The following is a 4,632-nucleotide window of genomic DNA, read 5'->3' on the forward strand; positions in this document are numbered from 1 at the left end:
TGTGCTTCACAAATTGTCCAAAGTTTTTACATAAGGGGCCAAATCTTTAGTTCCCGTAGACTAGATGTTAAAATACGATTTGTAGGATGTCTTATAACACATCGTCTGGAGGGTGAAACCATAATGGGTCTAACGATACAAATGCTTGGTACAGGCAGCGCTTTTGCCAAGCATTATTACAACAACAACGCACTGCTGAATAGCGGTGAAGGCAAGCTGCTGATCGATTGCGGTACAACCGCATCTCTAGCATTACACCAGATGGGTGTCCCTTTGCCTGATATTGATGCTATTTTAATCACACATATTCACGCAGATCATGTCGGAGGATTAGAAGAATTCGGTTTTCAAATGAATATCCTTCATCGTCGCAAACCTCGGCTCTATATCGCCGAACCATTAATCCACCCTTTATGGGAGCATACGCTCAAGGGCGGCATGTCCCAGCAGGGTATGATTGACAAGCTTGAGGATGTATTCGAGGTAAATGTCATTACGCCTGGCGTACCCACCACATTAGTACCTGGTATCCAGGTAGAGCTAATTCCTACCCGGCATATTCCCGGTAAACATAGTTACTCCTTGTTCATTAACGAACGTCTTTTTTATAGTGCAGACATGGTTTTTGAACCCGAGCTACTTCATCATTTGGTGCATGAACGGGGATGCCGCAGCATTTTACATGAGGTTCAATTACTAGGTGCTGGAGAAGTCCATACCACGTTAGATGAGCTGCTAAGCTTGCCAAAATCTCTTCAAGAGCAAATTCATCTGATGCATTATAGTGATGATATGGAACAATTCAGGGATAAGGCAGGAATGATGTCCTTTCTGGAGCAGCAGCGAGTATATCCACTAACGGAATTGGAACGTGCAGAGTAACCGAGGTAAAGAGAAGAACTTGAACAATTAAAAAAGCCGCCTGACTTTCCTACAAAGGATAGCCTGGCGGCTTGCTGCATTTCTTTGAATAAATGATAAGCTTGGCACGTTAAGATTGAGCGTCAAAGTCAGAACATCGGCAGTTGATCCAGGTTATTAGAAGGATCTCCATCGGCATCCCCTCGGATTCGTTTGCTTCCATCTTTGGCCTTGAATACGTTGACGCCTGCAATTGAGCCTGCCTCAATCTCGTTCAACGCTTGGCTATAATCCAAAATTCGTCCAGTAGATGTCTGAAACGACGTAAGATCGCCATCCCCATTTTTACGCACTGCTGTAATGTGTTCTCGTTCTGTATTCGCCATGCTGCATCGCTCCTTATCCATAGTATAGTGGAGGAACTTCTACTAGCATGCGCATTGTACAGCTTTGTATGCACCCTGTGCTTGACTACAACTTTTTACGCATACGCACGTGCGGTATTCCTGCATCGTCAAAAGGTTCATCGGAGATCGTTTCATAGCCAAGCTTTTCGTAAAACTTCTCAGCTTGACATTGGGCATCTAACAACGAGTATCTCAGCCCAAGTTCACGTGCACGTTCCTCCAGTGCTAGCAGTAGCACACGTCCATAACCTGCCGCACGATGCTCCTTGAGAACGGCAATACGTTGCATTTTAGCTGTATCTTCATCGTAATATGTTAATCGACCCGTAGCCACCATTTCGCCATGTTCACAAATTAGCAAATGATGGGCGGTATCTCCCAGCTTGTCATAATGATCAATTTCAAGATCCAGAGGAACCTTCTGCTCTTCGACAAACACTTTGGTACGGATCAATATTGCCTTCTGTAGTTGCTCTTCTGTTGTTACAGTTATAATTTCTGCGGCCATCGTCTGTTCCTCCTATCAATAAATGCAAATTGTAAACTCGCTAAATTTGAATTATATATATAAATAGTCATGAAGTACAGGCTGATTTCTATTTTTGCACTTTACATATATGGTTAATACATGATATTATCTAGTAACTACAGGACGGTAGCTCAGCGGGAGAGCATTATCTTGACAGGGTAAGGGTCATGGGTTCGATCCCCATCCGTCCTATTCGTCAAAAGCCTTGATATTCAAGGCTTTTTTTGTTTATCTAGAGATAAAGCGAATTGTGCTGAAAAGAGAAACTGGTCTGTTTAAGATTTAAGCGACAAAAAAGCCAACCGGAAATAAGGTTGACTTTCTTATATACTCTACCGCTACACTTAAGCAGCAATTTCTTTTTTTCACTAAGATTGAATTCTAAAGAATTGTTAGGCAATACGTATCTCTTCTATTATATAGTAGAAGGAAACTAAGCCCAGCCTCTAGCACAATAAACCTGATGCCCTAGATTACAATAAAAACAGCTCCACTCTCACTGTCAATCTCCGTCGGGTAAGTGGTCACACATCCAGTATCCGGCTCTCGCACCTGGCCGGTAGGCAGGTCGACTTTCCAGTCATGAAGCGGACAATGGACCACCGATCCACATATCATTCCTTCGGACAGCCGTCCCCCTTTGTGCGGACAACGGTTCTCAAGTGCACGCACGCTGCCGTCACTAAGACGGAACAAGGCTATCTCTGTGTTATGAATGCGAACGGTCCTTGCTCCACGTCGGTCAATTTCGTTCAGATCTGCTATCCTGATTCTATTAGTTGTCGTATTGGTCTCCATTTACGTCCGCCCCCTATTCCGTTACTGCCTTAAGCTCCGGCAGCTGTACAAAATTTTTGCGTAGCTCTTCGTTATGAATGATTTCGTGCCACGGATCAGTCGTTGTGCTCAACGTCTCCTCAATTCTGGTTACCAGTTGCTCCCTTGTCTCCGCATCTGCTAGTACCTGTTTGATCGAGTCCACGCCTACACGTTCCACCCAATGAGCTGTACGCTCGTTCCAATTCGCCTGCTCACGGTAATATTGCAGATAGGCGCCAGTCCATTCCATCACTTCATCTTCCGTTTTAACGGTACAAAGCAGTTCTGCTGCGCGCACCTTAATACCGCCGTTACCTCCAATGTAGATCCCCCAGCCACCGTCAATAGCGACAACACCCAAATCCTTGATCGTCGCTTCTGCGCAGTTGCGCGGACAGCCTGACACAGCCAGTTTGACTTTGGATGGCGCATTCAGACGTTCAAATGCCTTTTCCAACCGGATCCCCATGCCCATAGCATCCTGAGTACCGAAGCGACAAAAAGTGTTACCCACACACGTCTTGACTGTTCGCAGCGTCTTTCCATATGCATACCCCGACGGCATATCTAGCTCAGACCAAATTCCCGGTAAATCTTCCTTTTTTACACCAAGCAGATCAAGGCGTTGGCCACCCGTAAATTTAACCAGAGGCACGTTGTATTTCTCCGCGACAGCAGCAATCTTCTTCAGGTCGGCAGGTGACGTAACTCCTCCATAAATGCGGGGCACTACAGAGTAGGTACCATCTTTCTGGATATTAGCATGGTACCTTTCATTTGTGAATCTGGATTCCTTTTCATCCTCATAATCCAGTGGCCACAGCATACCCAGATAATAATTGAGGGCTGGACGGCATTTGGTGCATCCTTCAGGTTCGTTCCAGTCCAGCACATTCATCACTTCTTTGACGCTCTTCAACCCCATGTCCCGGATAGCATTAATAATTGCTTCCCGATCAAGAGTCGTACAACCACATATCCCCTCTTTCATCGCTTCTCCGGTTTCTACGCCTGCGTACAGCTGTAAGATCCCCTCCACTACTGGCTTGCAGCCGCCGCATGATGCTGATGCCTTCGTGCAGGCCTTAATCTCCCCGAGACCCCCACACCCAGCCGCAATCGCTTCTCTGATGTCACGCTTGGAAACACCGTTACATCCGCATACAATTTCGTCTTCAGGCATCTGCTCCAGCGTCATGACGCTATTACCTTCTGCTTGATCAGGGCTGAAGCCCAGTAACAACTCTTTCTCTCGACCAACCACCGACTCGCCACTTTTGATTAGAGAAAACAACTTGGCACCGTCAGACGTATCTCCAAACAGGACGGCTCCGATCAGTTTTTCTTGCTTGACGACGATTTTTTTGTAGACGCCACCAATATCATCCTGATAGCGCAGGGATCGTGTTTCTGGCTCATCCTTGTAATTTCCTGCTGAAAACACATCGACACCCGATACTTTCAATCTTGTCGAGGTAATGGAACCACTGTAACCGGGAGTCTCTATTCCTGCGAGCCGCTGGGCCAGTACACCCCCCTGCTCATATAATGGGGCAACCAGACCATATGTGATTCCCCGGTGTTCTGCACATTCTCCAACGGCATATATGCCAGGGATATTCGTTTCCATGTGATCATTTACGATGATGCCGCGGTTTACGGGGATTCCCGCCGACAGCGCCAGTTCAATATCTGGTTTGATGCCTACCGCCATAACGATCAGATCCGCCTCCAGTTCGCTGCCATCAGCAAACTTCAATCCTTCTACGCGGCGACGCCCTGTAATAGCTGTCGTTCGCTTATTGACCAGAAAAGTCATTCCCTGTTCCTCCAGCTCACGTCGTAGCATAAGGGAAGCGGCCTCATCCAGCTGCCGATCCATAATATAGTCGTTAATATGAATCACGGTAACATCCATCCCCAAATTGAGCAGTCCGCGGGCTGCCTCTAGTCCAAGCAATCCACCGCCGATGACGGCTGCTTTTTTGTGCGTCTTCGCCGTCTCCATCATCGTCT

5 protein-coding genes and 1 tRNA gene are annotated in these 4,632 nt (G+C 46.7%); 2 read left to right on the forward strand and 4 right to left on the reverse strand.

Features of this window, described 5'->3' with window-relative positions; translation table 11 throughout:
- The first annotated feature begins 123 nt into the window (after positions 1-123).
- On the forward strand, positions 124-882 hold the full coding sequence (locus AC5V8P_RS23635) for an MBL fold metallo-hydrolase (protein WP_064796284.1): 759 nt from the start codon (positions 124-126) through the stop codon (positions 880-882).
- 128 nt (positions 883-1,010) lie between these two features.
- Here the strand turns inward: AC5V8P_RS23635 and AC5V8P_RS23640 are convergent, their stop codons facing one another.
- Together AC5V8P_RS23640 and AC5V8P_RS23645 are read right to left on the reverse strand one after the other, a co-directional pair.
- Positions 1,011-1,247 carry a DUF3892 domain-containing protein gene (locus tag AC5V8P_RS23640; RefSeq protein ID WP_063213667.1) on the reverse strand — a complete coding sequence of 79 codons (237 nt, stop codon included), beginning with the start codon at positions 1,245-1,247 and terminating at the stop codon, positions 1,011-1,013.
- Between the two features lie 85 nt (positions 1,248-1,332).
- On the reverse strand, positions 1,333-1,776 hold the full coding sequence (locus tag AC5V8P_RS23645; RefSeq protein WP_025675812.1) for a GNAT family N-acetyltransferase: 444 nt from the start codon (positions 1,774-1,776) through the stop codon (positions 1,333-1,335).
- 141 nt (positions 1,777-1,917) lie between these two features.
- On the opposite strand from AC5V8P_RS23645, the gene AC5V8P_RS23650 reads away from it, so the two are divergent.
- Positions 1,918-1,989: transfer RNA gene (locus AC5V8P_RS23650), tRNA-Val, on the forward strand.
- 276 nt (positions 1,990-2,265) lie between these two features.
- On the opposite strand, the gene nirD is transcribed toward AC5V8P_RS23650, so the two are convergent.
- Both nirD and nirB read right to left on the reverse strand, forming a co-directional pair.
- Positions 2,266-2,595, reverse strand: coding sequence for a nitrite reductase small subunit NirD (gene nirD, locus AC5V8P_RS23655; RefSeq protein ID WP_064796283.1), 330 nt, complete (start codon positions 2,593-2,595; stop codon positions 2,266-2,268).
- A 13-nt stretch (positions 2,596-2,608) separates the two neighbouring features.
- Positions 2,609-4,632 (reverse strand): nitrite reductase large subunit NirB (gene nirB / locus AC5V8P_RS23660; RefSeq protein WP_495473924.1); only part of this gene is annotated, 2,024 nt, incomplete at its 5' end.

The organism is Paenibacillus sp. N119s (assembly GCF_059447605.1).